The sequence below is a fragment of the Streptomyces sp. NPDC049954 genome, assembly GCF_040656295.1.
GTDB lineage: Bacteria > Actinomycetota > Actinomycetes > Streptomycetales > Streptomycetaceae > Streptomyces.
This window is the reverse complement of record NZ_JBFALS010000005.1, coordinates 467444-484203: the sequence shown is the minus strand read 5'-3', so window position 1 is coordinate 484203 and position 16760 is coordinate 467444. Positions and strand designations below refer to the sequence as shown.

Annotated in this window: 13 protein-coding genes; 3 read left to right on the top strand and 10 right to left on the bottom strand. The window is 74.7% G+C overall.

Annotated elements, in window-relative coordinates; all coding sequences use genetic code 11:
- The first annotated feature begins 19 nt into the window (after positions 1-19).
- Complete coding sequence (locus AB0J21_RS14050; protein WP_363146144.1) at positions 20-1381, top strand: glutamine synthetase family protein; 1362 nt, start codon at positions 20-22, stop codon at positions 1379-1381.
- An 88-nt stretch (positions 1382-1469) separates the two neighbouring features.
- Here AB0J21_RS14050 and AB0J21_RS14045 read toward each other — a convergent pair whose 3' ends face one another.
- Positions 1470-1598, bottom strand: coding sequence for a hypothetical protein (locus tag AB0J21_RS14045; RefSeq protein WP_363146143.1), 129 nt, complete (start codon positions 1596-1598; stop codon positions 1470-1472).
- Between the two features lie 197 nt (positions 1599-1795).
- On the opposite strand from AB0J21_RS14045, the gene AB0J21_RS14040 reads away from it, so the two are divergent.
- Complete coding sequence (locus tag AB0J21_RS14040) at positions 1796-4798, top strand: bifunctional [glutamine synthetase] adenylyltransferase/[glutamine synthetase]-adenylyl-L-tyrosine phosphorylase (RefSeq protein WP_363146142.1); 3003 nt, start codon at positions 1796-1798, stop codon at positions 4796-4798.
- Positions 4799-4817: 19 nt separating this feature from the next.
- Here AB0J21_RS14040 and AB0J21_RS14035 read toward each other — a convergent pair whose 3' ends face one another.
- The 3 genes from AB0J21_RS14035 to AB0J21_RS14025 all read right to left on the bottom strand — a co-directional run bounded on the left by AB0J21_RS14035 (position 4818) and on the right by AB0J21_RS14025 (position 8703).
- A complete protein-coding gene (locus AB0J21_RS14035) occupies positions 4818-5765 on the bottom strand; it encodes a phosphatase PAP2 family protein (protein ID WP_363146141.1) in 948 nt (315 codons plus the stop codon).
- Positions 5766-5886: 121 nt separating this feature from the next.
- Positions 5887-6951, bottom strand: coding sequence for a LacI family DNA-binding transcriptional regulator (locus AB0J21_RS14030; RefSeq protein WP_363146140.1), 1065 nt, complete (start codon positions 6949-6951; stop codon positions 5887-5889).
- Positions 6952-7029: 78 nt separating this feature from the next.
- A complete protein-coding gene (locus tag AB0J21_RS14025) occupies positions 7030-8703 on the bottom strand; it encodes a glycoside hydrolase family 13 protein (RefSeq protein ID WP_363146139.1) in 1674 nt (557 codons plus the stop codon).
- A 388-nt stretch (positions 8704-9091) separates the two neighbouring features.
- On the opposite strand from AB0J21_RS14025, the gene AB0J21_RS14020 reads away from it, so the two are divergent.
- Positions 9092-9811 carry a DUF4230 domain-containing protein gene (locus AB0J21_RS14020; protein WP_363146138.1) on the top strand — a complete coding sequence of 240 codons (720 nt, stop codon included), beginning with the start codon at positions 9092-9094 and terminating at the stop codon, positions 9809-9811.
- Positions 9812-9866: 55 nt separating this feature from the next.
- Here AB0J21_RS14020 and AB0J21_RS14015 read toward each other — a convergent pair whose 3' ends face one another.
- The 6 genes from AB0J21_RS14015 to AB0J21_RS13990 form a co-directional block, all read right to left on the bottom strand.
- A complete protein-coding gene (locus AB0J21_RS14015; RefSeq protein WP_363146137.1) occupies positions 9867-10580 on the bottom strand; it encodes a TetR/AcrR family transcriptional regulator in 714 nt (237 codons plus the stop codon).
- Positions 10581-10664: 84 nt separating this feature from the next.
- Positions 10665-12548, bottom strand: coding sequence for a hypothetical protein (locus AB0J21_RS14010; protein WP_363146257.1), 1884 nt, complete (start codon positions 12546-12548; stop codon positions 10665-10667).
- A 140-nt stretch (positions 12549-12688) separates the two neighbouring features.
- A complete protein-coding gene (locus AB0J21_RS14005) occupies positions 12689-13339 on the bottom strand; it encodes a response regulator transcription factor (RefSeq protein WP_363146135.1) in 651 nt (216 codons plus the stop codon).
- A complete protein-coding gene (locus AB0J21_RS14000; RefSeq protein WP_363146134.1) occupies positions 13324-14751 on the bottom strand; it encodes a histidine kinase in 1428 nt (475 codons plus the stop codon). The genes AB0J21_RS14005 and AB0J21_RS14000 overlap by 16 nt, the downstream gene beginning before the upstream one ends.
- Positions 14752-14906: 155 nt before the next feature.
- A complete protein-coding gene (locus tag AB0J21_RS13995; RefSeq protein ID WP_363146133.1) occupies positions 14907-15908 on the bottom strand; it encodes an NAD-dependent epimerase/dehydratase family protein in 1002 nt (333 codons plus the stop codon).
- Between the two features lie 78 nt (positions 15909-15986).
- Positions 15987-16622, bottom strand: a complete 636-nt coding sequence (locus AB0J21_RS13990; RefSeq protein ID WP_363146132.1) for a winged helix-turn-helix domain-containing protein — start codon at positions 16620-16622, stop codon at positions 15987-15989.
- Between the last annotated feature and the right edge of the window lie 138 nt (positions 16623-16760).

The following is a 16760-nucleotide window of genomic DNA, read 5'->3' as shown; positions in this document are numbered from 1 at the left end:
CCAGCAAGGATGGGTGGAAATGAATAAGCAGCAGGAGTTCGTGCTCCGCACCCTGGAGGAGCGCGACATCCGGTTCGTGCGCCTGTGGTTCACCGATGTGCTGGGCTTCCTGAAATCGGTGGCCGTCGCCCCGGCCGAGCTGGAGCAGGCCTTCGACGAGGGCATCGGCTTCGACGGTTCCGCCATCGAGGGCTTCGCCCGCGTCTACGAGTCCGACATGATCGCCAAGCCCGACCCGGCCACCTTCCAGGTGCTGCCCTGGCGCGCGGAGGCCCCCGGCACCGCGCGCATGTTCTGCGACATCCTGATGCCCGACGGCTCGCCCTCCTTCGCCGACCCGCGCTACGTCCTCAAGCGGGCCCTGGCCAAGACCTCGGACCTCGGCTTCACCTTCTACACCCACCCCGAGATCGAGTTCTTCCTGCTGAAGGACAAGCCGCTGGACGGTACGCGCCCGACGCCCGCCGACAACTCCGGCTACTTCGACCACACCCCGCAGAACGTCGGCATGGACTTCCGCCGCCAGGCCATCACGATGCTGGAGTCGATGGGCATCTCGGTCGAGTTCAGCCACCACGAGGGCGCCCCCGGCCAGCAGGAGATCGACCTGCGGTACGCGGACGCGCTGTCCACCGCCGACAACGTCATGACCTTCCGCCTGGTCATGAAGCAGGTCGCGCTGGAGCAGGGCGTGCAGGCCACCTTCATGCCGAAGCCGTTCTCCGAGTACCCCGGCTCCGGTATGCACACCCACCTCTCGCTCTTCGAGGGCGACCGCAACGCGTTCTACGAGTCGGGCGCCGAGTACCAGCTCTCCAAGGTCGGCCGCTCCTTCATCGCGGGCCTGCTGCGGCACGCGGCGGAGACCTCGGCGGTCACCAACCAGTGGGTCAACTCCTACAAGCGCATCTGGGGCGGCTCGGAACGCACGGCGGGCGCGGGCGGCGAGGCCCCCTCGTACATCTGCTGGGGCCACAACAACCGCTCGGCCCTGATCCGCGTCCCCATGTACAAGCCCGGCAAGACCGGCTCGGCCCGCGTCGAGGTCCGCTCCCTGGACTCCGGGGCCAACCCGTACCTCTCCTACGCCCTCCTGCTGGCCGCCGGCCTCAAGGGCATCGAGGAGGGCTACGAACTCCCGCCGGGCGCCGACGACGACGTGTGGGCCCTCTCCGACGCCGAACGCCGCGCCATGGGCATCGAACCCCTCCCGCAGAACCTCGGCGAGGCCATCGCCCTGATGGAACGCAGCGAACTGGTCGCCGAGACCCTGGGCGAGCACGTCTACGACTTCTTCCTGCGCAACAAGAAGCAGGAGTGGGAGGAGTACCGCTCCGAGGTCACCGCGTTCGAGCTGCGGAAGAACCTGCCGGTGCTGTAGGGGCGCGGGACGTGCCGCGCCGCACGGGCGCGATCACCGTGGTGGACCGCGTCCCGGTGGTGCCCGTGCGTGCGGGGCCGCACGCGTGTCAGGAGGCGGGGAGTTCCCGTTGTGCACCGCCCAGGGCGAGGGCGGCGAGTGTCATGCCGTCCTCCAGGCGGCCCGCGGCCACCCACTCCCGTACGACGGACAGGGGCAGCCAGAGCGTCCGCGCCACCTCCCTCGTGTCGGGCGCCGGGCCCCGCGTCGAGAGGGCCGACGGGCGCGCGGGATGCGCGCTTCCCAGGGGCCGGTGGGGAAGACGCGTTCGTGCGGGGCCGGCAGTCCCGCTCCCCGCCCCGCGCACCACCCCCCGCTACCCTCGACCGCGTGGACCTAGATCGCCGTCCGGGCCACCCGGCAGGAGGCAGCGGAATGACCGTCCCCCAGGGACGCAGGAGCAGCACCTTCACCAGGCTGTTGCGGTACGGATTCGTCGACCCGCAGAGCGCGGAGCGGCTGCTCGGCGCGCCGGAGCTGGGCGCGGTCCGCTCCAGCCCCGTGCTGCTCGACGGGCTCGCCGCGACCGCCGACCCCGACCTCGCGCTGCTGGGCCTCGTGCGGCTCGCCGAGGCCCAGCCCGGTGAGGAGGAGCGGCGGACCCTGCTCACCACGCTGGTCTCCGCGAAACCCCTGCGCGACCGGCTGCTCGGCGTCCTCGGCGCCTCCGAGGCCCTCGCCGACCACCTCGCCAGGCACCCCGGGGACTGGAAGGCCCTCGTCACCTACGAGTCCAGCGACCTGCACCGCTCGGTCGCCGAGTTCGAACACGGACTCGCCGGCGCCGAGGACCCGGTCGCCCTGCGCGTCGCCTACCGGCGCTGCCTGCTGTCGATCGCCGCGCGCGACGTGTGCGGCACGATAGACCTCTCCGAGACCGCCGCCGAACTCGCCGACCTCGCCACCGCGACCCTGCGCGCCGCGCTGCGCATCGCCGAGGCCGCCGCCCCCGAGGACGCCGCCGCCTGCCGGCTCGCCGTCATCGCGATGGGCAAGTGCGGGGGCCACGAACTCAACTACGTCTCCGACGTCGACGTCGTCTACGTAGGGGAACCCGCCCACGAGGACGTCGACGAGGGCGAGGCCGTGCGGGCCGCGACCCGGCTCGCCGCGCACCTCATGCGCATCTGCTCCGAGACCACCGTCGAGGGCACCATCTGGCCCGTCGACGCCAACCTCCGCCCCGAGGGCCGCAACGGCCCCCTCGTACGGACCCTCTCCAGCCACCTCGCCTACTACCAGCGCTGGGCCAAGACCTGGGAGTTCCAGGCCCTGCTGAAGGCCCGGCCGGTCGCCGGGGACGAGGAACTGGGCCGCGCCTACGTCGAGGCGCTCGCACCCCTCGTGTGGCAGGCCGCCGACCGCGAGAACTTCGTGACCGACACCCAGCAGATGCGCCGCCGCGTCGTCGCCGGCATCCCCGCCCGGGAGGTCGAACGGGAACTGAAGCTCGGCCCCGGCGGGCTGCGCGACGTCGAGTTCGCCGTCCAGCTCCTCCAGCTCGTCCACGGCCGGGGCGACACCTCGCTGCGCAGCCCCACCACCCTCGTCGCGCTCGCCGAACTCGCCGACGGCGGCTACGTCGGGCGCACCGACGCCTTCCAGCTCGACGAGGCGTACCGCTTCCTGCGCTCCATGGAGCACCGCATCCAGCTCCACCGGCTGCGCCGCACCCACCTCGTCCCCGAGGACGAGGCCGACCTGCGGCGTCTGGGACGCTCCCTCGGCCTGCGCACCGAACCCATCAGCGAGCTCAACCGCGAGTGGAAACGGCACGCCGGTGCCGTACGCAAGATCCACGAGAAGCTGTTCTACCGGCCGCTGCTCGACGCCGTCGCCCACCTCGACACCACGGAGGCCGGACTCAGCCCCGGCGCCGCCCGCGACCGGCTCGTGGCCCTCGGCTACGAGGACCCCGCCGCCGCCCTGCGCCACCTGGAGGCCCTCACCGCCGGAGTGTCGCGGCGCGCCGCGATCCAGCGCACCCTGCTGCCCGTCCTGCTCGGCTGGTTCGCCGACTCCGCCGAACCCGACGCCGGGCTGCTCAACTTCCGCAAGGTCTCCGACGCGCTCGGCAAGAGCCCCTGGTACCTGCGGCTGCTGCGCGACGAGGGCGCCGCCGCCGAGAACCTGGCCCGCGTCCTGTCGGCCGGCCGGCTCGCCCCCGACCTGCTGCTGCGCGCCCCCGAGGCGGTCGCCCTGCTCGGCGCGCCCGGCGGCCTCGAACCGCCGCCCCGGGCCCGCCTCGAACAGGAGATCCTCGCCGCCGTGGGCCGCGCCGAGACCGCGGAGGGCGGGGTGGTCGCCGCCCGCGGCGTGCGCCGCCGCGAACTGTTCCGCACCACCGCGGGCGACCTCGTCGCCTCCTACGGCACCGAGGAGAGCCCCGCCGAGGAGGACCACGGCGGCCTCGTCGACCGGATCGGCTCCGCCGTGTCCGACCTGACCGCCGCGACCCTCGCCGGGACCCTGCGCGCCGTCGTCCGCTCCGGCTGGGGCGACACCCTGCCCACCCGCTTCGCCGTCATCGGCATGGGCCGCTTCGGCGGCCACGAACTGTCCTACGGCTCCGACGCCGACGTCCTGTTCGTCCACGAACCCCGCGAGGGCGTCGACGAACAGGAGGCGGCCCGCGCCGCGAACTCCGTCGTCGCCGAGATGCGCCGCCTGCTCCAGCTGCCGAGCGCCGACCCGCCCCTGCTCGTCGACACCGACCTGCGCCCCGAGGGCCGCACCGGGCCCCTCGTGCGCAGCCTCACCTCCTACGCCGCCTACTACCGCCGCTGGTCCCTCACCTGGGAGGCGCAGGCCCTGCTGCGCGCCGAACCGGTCGCGGGCGACCCCGGCCTCGGCCGCCGCTTCGTCGAGCTGATCGACCCGCTGCGCTACCCCGTCGAGGGCGTCAGCGAGGAGGCCGTACGCGAGATCCGGCGGCTCAAGGCCCGCATGGAGTCCGAACGCGTCCCGCGCGGACAGGACCGCACCCTGCACACCAAACTCGGCCGGGGCGGACTCTCCGACGTCGAGTGGACCGTGCAGCTCCTGCAACTGCGCCACGCCTGGGCCGAACCGGGACTGCGCACGACCCGCACCCGCGAGGCCCTCGCCGCCGCCTGCGCCGCCCGCCTCCTCGACGCCGAGTCCGCCGCGACCCTGGACGAGGCCTGGGTCCTGGCCGCCCGGGTGCGCAACGCCGTGATGCTCGTACGCGGCCGGGCCGGGGACACCTTCCCGACCGATCCCCGCGAACTGGGCGCCGTCGCCCGCTACCTCGGCTACGAGGCAGGTCACGCCGGGGACATGCTGGAGGACTACCGGCGGACGACCCGCCGGGCGCGGGCCGTCGTCGAGGAACTGTTCTACGGCGCCGCGCTCTGAGGACCCGGCTGTACGGCTCTCAGGGCGCCGGGTGGTGCGCCGGACCGCCCGGCCCCTGCCCGGCGCGTCCGGCCGGGCCCCGCCGCGGGGGCCGGGCCCCCGCCGCGCGCAGCCGGGAACCCCGGCCCATGGCCGTGACCCGCTGCGGCAACCCGTAGGGGAGCTTTCCGTACCACAGGGTGGCCACGGCGTAACCGAAGGCCAGACAGATGACGCCGCCCACCGCGTCGAGCCAGAAGTGGTTCGCCGTCGACACGATGACCAGGAGAGTGGCCGCCGGGTACAGCAGGCCGAGCGCCCGCGCCCACGGCGCCTTCGCCAGCGCGAAGATCGTCAGCCCCGCCCACAGCGACCAGCCGATGTGCATCGAGGGCATCGCCGCGTACTGGTTCGACATGTGCTTCATGTCGCCCGAGGCCATCGACCCCCAGGTGGCGTGCGTCAGCACGGTGTCGATGAACTGCGAGCCGTTCATCAACCGGGGCGGAGCGAGCGGGTACACGTAGTAGCCGAGCAGCGCCAGGGCGGTCGTGCCGAACAGCACCAGTCTGGTCGCCGAGTACCGGCCGGGATGCCAGTGGAACAGCCAGGCCAGGACACCGATCGTGACCACGAAATGCAGCGTCGCGTAGTAGTAGTTCATCCCGACGATCAGCCAGGTGACCTTGTCGACCGCGTGGTTGACCGACTCCTCCACCGCGATGCCCAGATCGTGCTCGGCCCGCCAGATCCAGTCCGCGTTGCGCAGGGCCTCGGCCCGCTGCTCCGGGACCGCGTTGCGCACGAGGGAGTACGCCCAGTAACTCAGGCCGATCAGCAGCACTTCGAACCACAGCCGGGGCCGCCTCGGGGTCCGCGCCCGCCGCAGGGCCCGGCGTGCCGCGTCCCGGCGGGTGGCGCCGTCCGACGTGGGTGAGGAGGGGGCCGGGTCCCGGCCTTCCGAAGACGTCACAGTGTTCTCACCCATAGGCAGCGATTTTGCCAGAAACCCGCTTCACACCTGATCATCCCTCGGGCCGACCGGGCCCGCACGTTCTCCTGCGCGAGGAGTAGCCGCCCCCTCCGGTTCCCCTACGGGCAGCGGGGTTTCAGGCCCCGCGCCCGTGCGCCCGCCCGGTTCCCGCGCCGCCGCGCTCGCGCCCGGGCGGAGCCGTGGAGCCGCGCACCACCAGCTCCGGGAGGAACACGAATTCGCCGGGTGGCGCGGGCGTCCCGCCGATCTCCTCCAGCAGCGCGTTGACCGCCGCCTGGCCCATCGCGCGCACCGGCTTGCGGACCGTGGTCAGCGGCGGATCGGTGAACGCTATGAGCGGCGAATCGTCGAAGCCCACGACCGAGACCTCGCCGGGCACGTCCAGACCCGCCTGCCGCGCCGCCCGGACCGCGCCCAGCGCCATCATGTCGCTCGCGCACACCACCGCCGTGCAGCCGCCGTCGAGCAGCGCGGACGCCGCCGCCTGCCCGCCCTCCAGCGTGTACAGCGAATGCCGCACCAGCTCCCGTTCGGCGACCGCCGGATCGACGCCGAGCAGCTCCCGCAGCACCGTCAGGAAACCCTCCTTCTTGCGCCGCACCGGCACGAACCGCTCCGGGCCCAGCGCCAGACCGATCCGGGTGTGGCCGAGGGACACGAGATGCGTCACCGCGAGCCGGGCCGCCGCCCGGTCGTCCGGGGACACCGAGGTCGCCCGCACCTCCGGGGCGTGACCGTCGACCAGCACGAAGGGCACCCCGCGCGCCTGGAGCCGGTCGTAGCGGCCGGTGTCCGCGCTCGTGTCGGCGTGCAGCCCAGAGACGTAGATGATCCCCGCGACCTGCCGGTCCACGAGCATCTCGGTCAGCTCGTCCTCCGTCGATCCGCCCGGGGTCTGCGTCGCCAGCACCGGGGTGTAGCCCTGCCGGGTCAGCGCCTGCACCACGACCTGCGCGAGCGCCGGGAAGATCGGGTTCTCCAGCTCCGGGGTGATCAGCCCGACCAGCCCCGCGCTGCGCCGCCGCAGCCGCACCGGACGCTCGTAACCGAGCACGTCGAGCGCGGCCAGCACAGACTCCCGGGTGGCCGCCGCGACCCCCGCCTTGCCGTTGAGGACCCGGCTCACCGTGGCTTCGCTGACCCCCGCTTGCGCTGCGATGTCGGCCAGTCGTGCGGTCACAGGGGGACTGTACCGTCTGCCGCCCGCCCCGCTCCCGTCAACGGCCGCCCCCGGGCGGGCACTCGCCCCGGGCGGGCGCTACACCGCCCACCACCCGCAGGTCTCGCCCGGCAGCACCGTGTCCCCGGCCGAGGAACCGAGCGGGCCCGAGGCGAGCAGGGCCCGGCCCGGCAGCCGCAGTACCACCTCCGTGTCCCGGGTGTTGAGCGCGCACACGAAGCCCGGACGGGAGAACAGCAGGACGCCCTCCGGCGCCTCCTCCCAGCGCAGCGAGCCGCTCCCCAGCCCCGGCAGCTCCCGGCGCAGGGACAGCGCCGTCCGGTACAGCTCCAGCGTCGAACCCGGGTCCCCGGTCTGCGCCTCGACGCTCAGCCGCGCCCAGTCGGCCGGCTGCGGCAGCCAGGAGCCGCCGGGACCGAAGCCGTACGGGGCCTCGTGACCCGACCAGGGCAGCGGTACCCGGCAGCCGTCCCTGGTCCCGTCCTGACCGCTCTTGACCGGCGCCCCGGCCCCGCCCGCCGCCTCGGCCGCCGCCCGGCCCCGGAAGAACGCCGGATCCTGCCGCACCTCGTCCGGGAGGTCCTCGACCTCCGGAAGACCCAGCTCCTCGCCCTGGTAGACGTACGCCGAACCCGGCAGCGCCAGCATGAGCAGCGCCGCCGCCCGCGCCCGCCGCAGCCCCCGCCCGGCGTCCCCCTCGGCGTAGCGCGTCGTATGCCGTACGACGTCGTGGTTGGACAGCACCCAGGTCGTCGGGGCCCCCACCTCGGTGGTCGCCACGAGCGACAGATCGATCACCTCGCGCAGCGCCGCCGCCTCCCACCCGGTGGTCAGGAACTGGAAGTTGAACGCCTGGTGCGCCTCGTCGCCGCGCACGTAGCGGGCCAGCCGCTCAGGGGTGGGCGCCCAGGCCTCGGCCACCGAGATCCGCTCGCCCGGATAGCTCTCCAGCAGCCGCCGCCAGGACCGGTGGATCTCGTGCACCCCGTCCTGGTCGAAGAACGGCAGCACCTGCCGGCCGATCATCCGGGCCTGTTCGCCCGCGCCGACGTCCGGCAGCCCCGGCGCCTTCACCATGCCGTGCGCGACGTCCACCCGGAACCCGTCCACCCCCAGGTCCAGCCAGAACCGCAGCACCGAGGCGAACTCCTCGTGCACCACCGGGTTCTCCCAGTTCAGGTCCGGCTGCTCGGGCGCGAACAGGTGCAGGTACCAGGCGCCGTCCGCGGTCCTCGTCCACGCCGGGCCGCCGAACACCGACTCCCAGTCGTTCGGCGGGAGTTCGCCGGACGCGCCACGGCCGGGACGGAACACGTACAGCTCCCGCTCCGGCGCTCCGGGCCCCGCCAGCGCCGCCCGGAACCAGGCGTGCCGGTCCGAGGTGTGGTTGGGCACGACGTCCACGATCACCCGCAGGCCCAGCCGGTGCGCCTCGGCCACCAGGTCCGCGGCGTCCGTGAGATCGCCGAACACCGGGTCCACCGCGCGGTAGTCCGCGACGTCGTAACCGCCGTCGGCCTGCGGGGAGGCGTAGAACGGGGTCAGCCACACCGCGTCCACGCCCAGGCCCGCGAGGTACGGCAGCCGCTCGCGGACCCCGCGCAGATCGCCCACCCCGTCCCCGTCGCTGTCCGCGAAGGAACGTACGTACACCTGGTAGATGACGGCGTCCCGCCACCACGCACGCGGGACGGCCTCGCGCGGGGCGGGGGCGGACGGACGGACCTGGGACGGGGCGGACTCCTGGCGCATCAACGGCCTTCCTTGTCGAACGGCCCGCGCGGGGGCGGGCGGCGGCGGGCTGCGCACCCGGCGGACGGGGCGGAGGAGGGCGAGGGGATCGGAGCGGAGATCGGGGAGGGAGGGAGCGGACCGCCGGGTGCCTGATCACCGTGATACCCGATCGCCGCGGGCGGCACGCGGCGGCGTTCGGGATGCGCCTTGATGTGTCCGTATCCCCGGCCGTCCGCGCCCGTCCCGGGCCGGTATGTGATCTTCCGTGGCCGGTTTCCCGGAGCCCTCCCGTGGACAGTGCCCCCGAGGACCGGCCCGCGCGCGTCATCCCGGGCGCCCAACCGCGCCTGATCGCTGCCTTCTTGGGCATCCGATCCGTCAGGGAAGCAAGAGGGGAGACGCCGTCATGGCACAGGAGACGACCAGAAGGACGGGCCTGCCCTGGTGGGGCAAGGCGCTCGCGGCCGTCGTCGCGCTGATCGTGGTGGTGGTGCTGCTCATCAGGTTCGCCGTGATCCCCGGACTCGGCGAGGTCTTCGGCGAGGACACCCACGACCGCACCGGGCCCACCCTGCTCAAGTCCATCAAGGACATGAGCCGCTACCAGGCCGCCGACGGCAACTTCCAGGTCGTCGTGGACCTGGAGAAGGACACCAAGTACCTGCCGGACGCGCTGCGCGGCAGCCGCACGCTGTACGTCGGGGCCGGCACCGTCTCCGCCTCCGTCGACCTCGGCGGCCTCGGCGACAAGGACGTCAAGGTCAACGAGGAGCGGACGGCCGCCACGATCCGGCTGCCACACGCGACGCTCGGCAAGCCCGCCCTCGACCCGGACCGCTCCTACGCCGTGTCCAAACAGCGCGGACTGCTCGACCGGATCGGGGACTTCTTCTCCGACAACCCCAACGACGAGCGCGCCGTGCAGAAGCTCGCCGCCCGGCACATCGGGGACGCCGCCAAGGACAGCGGACTGACCTCCCGCGCCGAGAAGAACACCACCAGCATGCTGGAGGGCCTGCTGCACTCCCTCGGCTTCGACAAGGTCACCGTCACCTACGGAGCGGACGACGGGAAGGGCGCAGGGAAGGGCACGGAGACGGGCAAGGGCAAGGGCGCGGGTCAGTAGCCGGGCCGCACGGCCCCGGCCCGGCGGACGCGAACGGCCGCCGCGGAAGGCCCCGTTACTCCGGGCGCCCCGGTGCCAGCCCCACGAGCCGGCCGACGAGATCGCCGAAGGGACCGTCGGCCGGCTCCCGCGCGAACAGGTCCCGCAGCAGGCCCGCGAGTTCCTCGTCGTAGGCCGCGCTCACCGCGAAGAGCGCCGCGAAGTCGTGCACGAGCTGGACCTCCAGCTCCGCGCGCGGTACCCGCCGCCCGTCCAGCCACAGCAGCGCCTTCGACTCGGCGAGGGCCACCCAGGAGCGCACCACCATGTCGAGACGGGGCGAGGGCCGGGCCACCCCGAGGTGCGCGAGTATCTGCTCGCGCGCCGCCTCCCGCACCGAGTCGATGAGCGCGTTCGCCGTCGAGGCCGCCTCCTGCGAGGGCACCGCGGGACCGCCCCGCATGAGCGCGGAGAACCCCGGGCCGTGCTCGTCCACGAAGTCGAAGTAGCGGCCCATGACCCGCAGCAGCCGCTCCCCGAGCGGGCCCTGCCTCGGCTCCTCGAAACGGTGCGCGAGGTCCTCGGCCGCCCGGCGCAACGCCGCCTCGTAGAGGCTCAGTTTGCCCGGGAAGTAGTGGTAGACGAGGGGCCGCGATATCCCGGCGGCCGAAGCGATCTCGTCGATCGACACCTCGGCGGGCGGGCGTCGGCTGAACAACTCCAGCGCCACGGAGATGAGCTGTTCCCGACGCTCCTGGACACCCATCCTGCGGCGCACACCGGTCGTCATGCGAACAGAGTACCGAGCGCGGGTCCCGGGGCCGCACGGCCGGGCCCCGCCGCCCGGGCCCCGGACCGTGACAAGCCCGACGGCTCAGCCCAGCGGCGTGATCCGTCCGCCGCCGCTCAGCGCGCCGGTCAACCGCGCCTGATCGCCCTGGTGCGCGGGCAGCGCGAGCAGCCGGGTCGGTGAACTGCCCTCCAGGTCACCGCTCGTGGCGATCGACTCGACGCCCGCGCTGCCCGCGGCCAGCAGGAACCAGGACCCGGCCGGGGACTTCCACAGCGCGCCCGCGAGCACCTCGGGCGCCCGCGCGCCGCAGGCCGCCGCGTCCTCGCCCTGCGCGACGACCGCCGCGCTCGCCCCGCCGGGCGCCTGGAACGCGGCGAGGGAGTGGCTGCCCGGGCCGCGCCAGGTGTCCATGCGGGTGCAGGTCCACCGCGCCGTACCGGCCGCCTCGGGCAGGACCTGCCGCGCGTACTCCCACGAGTTGACCGCCCGCACCCCCTGCGTGCGGGCCGCTCCCAGCGCACAGGCGGAGGGCGCCCACGCGGAGCGGGCGGAGGCCGAGGCCACCTCCTTCGGCGCGGCCGGGGCGCCCGCCGTCACATGCGCGGGGGCCAGCTCGCCGAGGTCCGTGTAGAGCCGCTTCGTACCGTCCCGGTCCGTCGTCTCCAGCGTGTTCCACGACGTGCACTCGCCCTGCGAGGCGGGCGCGTGGAACGGTCCGGTCGTCCCGTCCGGCGCCAGCTCCAGCTTCTGCGGCGCCCGGCCGGGCACCCGCAGGTCCCGGCTCGCGACCCCGCGCACCCACGGGGCCACGAGGTAGCGGACGTTGCCGTCCGTGCGCTCCACGACGAGCGCGGAGGAGGTCCCCGCGTCCGCTCCGTCGACCCGTACGAGATCCAGCGCGACCGCGCCGTCGTTCTGCCCGGCGGGCTCCGCGTACCGCGCGATCCGCAGGCCGTCGTACAGCAGGACGACGTTCGCGCGCGGCGTGCGCCCGGCGAACAGCAGCTTCGGCGGGCCCGCCGGACCGCCCGTCTGGGTTCCCGGCGTCGCCGACACCTGTACCGAGCCGCCCGGGGCCGCCCAGGCGGCCAGTGCCCGGCCCAGCAGCGCCCGGTCACCGACCAGGGAGCCGCGCGCCGGCCACACCGAGAAGTCCTGCCGGGCGGAGGAGCGCCAGGCCGCGGCCGGCGCCGTCGTCAGCCGCGCCGGGTCCAGCGCCGCCCGCTGCGCCGGGCTGTACGCGGGCGCCTCGGGCCCGCCGACGGTCCAGGACACCAGCAGCGCCCCGCACACCGCGAGCGCCGCCGCCCCCAGGAGCGCCGCCCGCACGTGCTGGCGGCGGCGCAGCAGATCCGTGGGGCGCGCCTGGAGCGAGCACGGGTCGAACTCCGGCGAGGCGAGCAGCGCCGCGGCGTGCACGCCGCCGGGGACCCGCACCCCGGCCGCCTCGGTGAGCGCGGCCCGGGGCTCGGGCACCCCGGCGCACGCCAGGATCTCGGCGGCCTGCGCCTCGTCCAGCCGGTCGAGGCCCCGCAGTACGAAGGCGGCGCGGGCGGCCGGGGAGAGCGCCGACAGCTCCTCGTGCAGGGCGAGTTCGTCGGGGCCCCCGGCCCTCGGGGCCAGCCGCAGGCCCCACACCCGGGGCAGCGGAGCGGGGAACTGCGCGCGCCGGGGCCGGCTGCGCGGGCTCAGCGGCTGGTTCGCCTCCAGCGCCGCGCGCAGCACCCGCAGCCGTACGTACGCGTAGCCCGCGCTCCCGCCCCCGCCGCCCTGCGCGTCGCGCTGGCCCGGCAGCAGCCCCTCTGCGGTGACCTGCCGGGAGCGGGGCAGGGCGCGCTGGGCCAGGGCGTGCGCGGTGAGCACCCGCCGCCCGCGACCCAGCGACGGCGGCAGGATCAGGTAGGCGAGCCGCACCAGCCGCGGGTAGTGCTCGACGAGGGCCGCCTCGGCCTGCTCGACGTCCACCGTGGCGCTGTGCGCGGCACGGTCCGTGGGGCGGGGGCCGGTCTGGCGGCGGTGGGCGCTGGGGACGACTTCCTGTGGCTGCACGTTCAGCAGAACGACGCATTCCGCCGGAAGTCACCTCCCGGGGCCCGGAAGACGGTTCAGGGACGGCCGTCGAGGAAGGCGATCACCGCGAGAACCCGGCGGTTGTCGTCGTCGGACACCTCCAGGCCGAGTTTCGCGAAGATGTTGGACGTGTGTTTGGCGATCGCCCGTTCCGTCACCGCGAGCTGCGCCGCGATCGCCGTGTTGGAGCGGCCCTGCGCCATGAGTTCGAGCACCTCCCGCTCCCGCGGCGTGAGCCGGCCGAGCGGGCGCTGAGCCGTCTGCCGCGCGAGCAGCTGCGAGATGACCTGCGGGTCCATCGCCGTACCGCCCGCCGCCACCCGCCGGACCGCGTCGACGAACTGCTCCGCGTCGAACACCCGGTCCTTCAGCAGGTAGCCGATCCCGCCCGCGCCGTCGGCCAGCAACTCCCGCGCGTACAACTGCTCCACGTGCTGCGACAGGACCAGTACCGGCAGTCCGGGCCGTGCGCGCCGGGCAGCCAGCGCGCACTGCAGGCCCTCGTCGGTGTGGGACGGCGGGAGCCGGACGTCGACGACCGCGACGTCCGGCTCCAGCTCCGCGAGCGCCCTGGTCAGTTCGGGTCCGGTCTCGACGGCCGCGGCGATCTCGAAGTCGAACGCCTCCAGCATGCGGACGAGGCCGTCGCGCAGCAGGAAGAGGTCTTCGGCTAGGACAACGCGCACGGGATCTCCAGGGTCACCATGGTGGGGCCGCCCTCGGGCGAGCTGACGGCCAGCAACCCGTCGAAGGTACCGAGCCGGCGTTCGATCCCGCTCAGCCCGCCCCCCTCACGCACGCGCGCCCCGCCCCGCCCGTCGTCCCCGACGGTGATCCGCAGCCGTCCGTCCGTGTGACTGAGGTCGGCCCACACCCGGCCTGCGCCCGCGTGCTTCACCGCGTTGGTCAAAAGCTCGCTCGTCGCGAAGTACGCGGCGGCCTCCACGGGCGCCCCGGCCCGGCCGGGCAGGTCCACGACGACGTCCGCCTCCACGGGCAGCCGCAGGGCCAGCGCCCGCACCGCGTCGCCGAGACCGCGTTCGGCCAGGACCGGCGGGTGGATGCCGCGCACCAGGTCGCGCAGTTCGGTCAGCGCCTCGGCGGAGGACGCGCGGGCCCGCGCGAGGAGCTTCCTGGCCTGCTCCGGGTCCTTCTCGATCAGCGCCTCGACCGTGCCGAGTTCCATGCCCATCGCCACCAGCCGGGCCTGCGCCCCGTCGTGCAGGTCCCGTTCGATACGGCGCAGTTCGGCGGCCGAGGCGTCGACCGCGTCGTGCCGGGAGGAGGTGAGCCGTTCGATACGGCGCGCCAGGACCTGTTCCTGGCCGGGGGCGAGCACCGCCCGGGTCAGCGCGAAGTGCAGCCGCAGGGTCGCCGGGGCCGCGTGCAGCGCGACCTTCACCAGCACCAGGCCGAGCACCCCCGCCGCGATCCCCGTCGCCTGGCTGTCCACCGGCACGAAGGCGTACCAGTACGTGCCGTCGCTGTACACGTGCCACAGGCCCGCCGCCAGGACGACCCCCTCGACGGAGAAGGCCAGCAGCGCCGGGCCGAGCAGGGCCGTGCAGAAGCCGGCCGTCATGTCGGCCAGGAGCCAGCCGAGGTCGCGCCACGTCGCCGAGTCCCGCAGCAGCCACTGGCACAACGCGATCCGCCCCGTGAGCCCGGGACGGGCCGCGGGCATCGGGCGGTACGCGGACGGGATGCGCAGGCCCACCCAGTCGGCCGCCAGGGCCCGGCGGCGCAGCGCGTAGGCGCGGACCGCCGTGACGAGGGGCGGCGTCGTGAACAGCCCCACGCCGAGCGGCACGAGGGCGACCGAGACGACCGAGAGGCAGAACAGCGCCACCGAGGCCGGCAGCGAGACCAGCGCCAGGCCGAAGCCGCGCGCCGCGTCGGTCAGCGCCCCGCGCGCCCCGCGCGCCCCGCGCGCCCCGCGACGCCGCCCGCGCCCCTCCCGTCCTCCCACCGCTCCCGGGCCGCCGGACGCGGTCGCCGCGTCCAGCCGCCCCGCCAGCTCCTCGGTGGACCGCAGCGCCCGCCAGGCCCCCACCGGGGTGCCCCCGCCCGCGTACGTCCGCGTCGCCCCATCGGCCATCGCCGTCGTCCTCCCTCGCCCGGCACCGCCCCTCCGGAGCGAGCCGCGTCCCCCGTGCGGCCCGGCCGGGCCGCACGGCAGACAGTCTGGCCGGGCGCCGGGCGGTACGACAGCGGTCTGTCCCCCGCTGAGGGGGTGGGGCCGGCACCACCCCCTCAGCCCTGGGCGAGCACCCGCGCCTCGGCCTGCGGGGACAGCCCCACGGCGGCCCGGGCCGGCCGCGCGGTGGGCCGGTCGCCGCCCGCGCGCAGCCACTCCCAGGTGTCCGCGACCGTCTCGGCCACCGGACGGCAGCGCAGCCCCGCCGCGAGCGTCCTGGTCACGTCCGCGCCGTGGATCGCGCCGTGGTCCTCGCCCGGCGGAATCCACACCGGCAGCTCGGTCCACGGCGCGATCCCGGCCGCGAGCACGACCTCCGGGTCCGTCCAGCGCGGCGCGGCGTCCGAGCCCGTCACCCGGACACAGGTGTCGATCAGTTCCCCCATGGTCGTGTGGCCGGGCGCGCTCACCAGGTCGTACGGGCCGTGCAGCCCCGCCTCCCCGGCGTCGAGCAGCCACGCGGCGAGGTCCCGCGCGTCGATGTACGCGAGCGGCAGTTCGCGCGGGCCGGGGGCGAGCACCGGACCGCCGCGCGCGATCCGGTTCAGCCACCACGGCAGCCGCCCGATGTTCTCGTGCGGGCCGAGGATCAGCCCGGCCCGGGCGAACAGCGAGCGCTGTGCACCGAACTCCCGGACGAGCGCCAGCTCGGCGCCCCGTTTGTCCACCGCGTAGTCCCGGGACCCGGCGTCCGGGTCGCCGTCCACCACGGGCGCCTCGATCCCGGTCCCCGCCGGGCGCGGGTAGGCGTACACCGAGCACGTGGAGACGTACGCGTACCGGCCGGCCCGACCGCTCAGCAGCCGCGCGGTGTCCCGCACCGCCCGGGGCGCCGAGGACCACGTGTCGACCACGAGGTCCCAGTCGCCGGGCGCCGAGGCGAGCGCGTCCAGCCCGCCCGGCTCCGTACGGTCGCCGCGCAGGGCGCTCGCCCCGGGCAGCGCCTCCTGGTGGCCCCGGTTGAACACCGTGACCTCGAAGCCCCTTTCCAGGCCCGCCGCCACCGTCGCGCGCCCGACGAACTCCGTCCCGCCCAGTACCAGCAGTCTCTTCGTCATACGGCGAGACTGCCCGGCCGGACGGGACGGAGGAAGCGGTTTCACCCTCGGCCGAACGGCGGCCGGCCGGGGCGCGGCTCAGCCGACGGGCGGCGTGTACTTGTAACCGACCCGGCGGACCGTCTGGATGGTGTGCCGGTACGCCGAGCCCAGCTTGCGCCGCAGCCGGGCGATGTGGACGTCGACGGTGCGCCCGTCACCGACGTGCCCGTACCCCCACACCGTGGTGACCAACTGGTCCCGGGTGTGCACCCGGTGGGGGTGGGCGACGAGGTGGGCGAGCAGCTCGAACTCCAGGTAGGTGAGGTCGAGGGGGCGGCCGTCGACCTCGGCGGTGCGGCGACCGGTGTCCACCCGCACCAGCTCCCGCAGACCGTCGGCTTCGCCCGCGTCGTCGTCCGCGTCGTCGGACGCGTCCTCGGAACGCGCCCCGGCCGTCTCCTGCGGGGCGGGCAGGACCGGCACCGCGCCGTGGAAGGACGGCTGCTGGCCGGCGGGCACGAGCACGAGGTAGCCGACCATCGGCGGACGGCCGGGAAGCGCGGGCAGGGTGTGCGGCGGGGCGGGCAGCCAGGTGGCGCCCGGCGGCAGGAACTCCGAGACGTCGACCGTCTCGTCACGGTCCACGGCGCGCAGCCGGTGGCGCGGCGGGAGCGTGGGGGAGGGGGCGCCGGTGGTGTCGGGCGCGGCGGAGAGGGAGGGACGATGGGCCATGGGAGGTCAGCTCATTTCGCACGAGGATGCCGTCGACGGAGAGGACGTACCTACGTCACCGCGTGAACCGAAGGCCGGTGCGTACCCTGTTCGGGTCCGGCTTTAGAGGGTCCGCGCGTTCCGCACGCGACAACACAC

What these genes read in the sequence shown, in the direction of transcription:
- AB0J21_RS13995 (WP_363146133.1), bottom strand. Translation starts at nt 15,908, where the DNA reads ATGACGAAGAGACTGCTGGTACTGGGCGGGACGGAGTTCGTCGGGCGC.
- AB0J21_RS14050 (WP_363146144.1), top strand. Translation starts at nt 20, where the DNA reads ATGAATAAGCAGCAGGAGTTCGTGCTCCGCACCCTGGAGGAGCGCGAC.
- AB0J21_RS14025 (WP_363146139.1), bottom strand. Translation starts at nt 8,703, where the DNA reads ATGCGCCAGGAGTCCGCCCCGTCCCAGGTCCGTCCGTCCGCCCCCGCC.
- AB0J21_RS13990 (WP_363146132.1), bottom strand. Translation starts at nt 16,622, where the DNA reads ATGGCCCATCGTCCCTCCCTCTCCGCCGCGCCCGACACCACCGGCGCC.
- AB0J21_RS14040 (WP_363146142.1), top strand. Translation starts at nt 1,796, where the DNA reads ATGACCGTCCCCCAGGGACGCAGGAGCAGCACCTTCACCAGGCTGTTG.
- AB0J21_RS14000 (WP_363146134.1), bottom strand. Translation starts at nt 14,751, where the DNA reads ATGGCCGATGGGGCGACGCGGACGTACGCGGGCGGGGGCACCCCGGTG.
- AB0J21_RS14020 (WP_363146138.1), top strand. Translation starts at nt 9,092, where the DNA reads ATGGCACAGGAGACGACCAGAAGGACGGGCCTGCCCTGGTGGGGCAAG.
- AB0J21_RS14015 (WP_363146137.1), bottom strand. Translation starts at nt 10,580, where the DNA reads ATGACGACCGGTGTGCGCCGCAGGATGGGTGTCCAGGAGCGTCGGGAA.
- AB0J21_RS14035 (WP_363146141.1), bottom strand. Translation starts at nt 5,765, where the DNA reads ATGGGTGAGAACACTGTGACGTCTTCGGAAGGCCGGGACCCGGCCCCC.